The sequence below is a fragment of the Terrisporobacter muris genome (assembly GCF_024621905.1).
Taxonomy (GTDB): Bacteria; Bacillota; Clostridia; order Peptostreptococcales; family Peptostreptococcaceae; genus Terrisporobacter; species Terrisporobacter muris.
In genome coordinates, this window is record NZ_JANKBY010000570.1 from 1 (window position 1) to 1,274 (window position 1,274).

Here is a 1,274-nt window from a genome sequence, read left to right on the forward strand (position 1 = left end):
ATTGTAATAATCGCTTTATTTAAAAAAATATATTATTATTTAATATTAACTTGACTGAGTAATATTAAATTAAATACATTTATAGTAAGGACTTTGAATAAAGCTATGATTGTAAGTCATATATAAATTGGGTTTTAGGAAGACTTGTAAAGACTGATATAACGAATCATTCTACAGGCAAAAGAGTATTATAGCTTATGGATATGATAAAACTGGAAATAGAGCATCAATGATAAAAGATGGAGCAACTACTAGCTATACATACAATGATTTAAATCAATTAACAAAATCAATAGAGCATAAAGAGGGAAAACAAACATCAAATAAAGTTTACAATTATGATGTTAATGGAAATCCAACTAAGGAAAAAGACAGCGTAACAAATATAACAGTTGAAAATACTTATGAGTATGAGATATAAAAAGAGAGTTTAAGTTTTTGTCTCTGCAGCTATTTCAGGGATTAAGTCTATATTAAGTAATGCAAAAGTAATGTATCTATTACAAAACTTGTTAGAAATGTTGTAGGGGATACTCTTTTAGGAGTAGCTGTAGGATGGATTTATGGAGCTGGATTAGGAACACCTCATTGGGCTAAAGGCTTATTTAGTAAAGGTTCATATCGATATAAAGCTGTTGTTTTAAAATATGGAACTACTGTAAGTATTAGTTCAAGTTCATTAAAATATACAAAAGATGTTATAAGATCAGCTGTAAAAACTTTTGCGTGGAGTGTTGGTTCATCTATAATATCTACAACAAAAAGTATTTTAGGGCCTAAAATAAAGAAAAAGTTTAATGTTGGAATATACTAAAATTACTAATATATATCATTAATAATAGAATAAAGTAAAATATTACTTTATTCTATTATTATATAAGGATATAATTGCACATTAATAGAAAGAGGAGAGTATGAAAAGAATTAATATACCTAATATAGAATCACAAAAATCAAAACTTTTATTAAAAGAGGAATATAATACTCAACTAAATAGAACAAATCAGAGGAGTAACCCTGAAAAATTCATGGGTTTAAAGAGAGAATATAAACAATGTTTATTTTCTTATCTTGATAATGTAAGCACTATTAAAGTATATAATTGGATAGAGAAAGTAAAAACAGTATACGAATCTTTTAGAAGTAGAAATAATGAAGAAATATGGCGTGAAATTTTAAATGATGATGTATGTAATTGTAAAGAAACAAAAAATGAAGTAAGAGATTTACTTATAATTATTTTTATGAAAGAATATTATATTAGTCAAAATATA

General features: G+C 25.1%; 2 protein-coding genes. Both read left to right on the forward strand.

Annotated features, from left to right (window positions below):
* Positions 1-229 precede the first annotated feature (229 nt).
* Positions 230-421 (forward strand): hypothetical protein, encoded by a 192-nt coding sequence (locus NSA58_RS20350; RefSeq protein ID WP_074078908.1) that lies wholly within the window; start codon positions 230-232, stop codon positions 419-421.
* A gap of 493 nt (positions 422-914) precedes the next feature.
* Positions 915-1,274, forward strand: a 360-nt coding sequence (locus NSA58_RS20355; RefSeq protein ID WP_330652621.1) for a hypothetical protein, incomplete at its 3' end; no start/stop codon positions are given.

Bases quoted from the DNA above. Each gene is read 5' to 3' on its own strand.
- NSA58_RS20350 (WP_074078908.1), top strand. From the start codon at position 230: ATGATAAAAGATGGAGCAACTACTAGCTATACATACAATGATTTAAAT.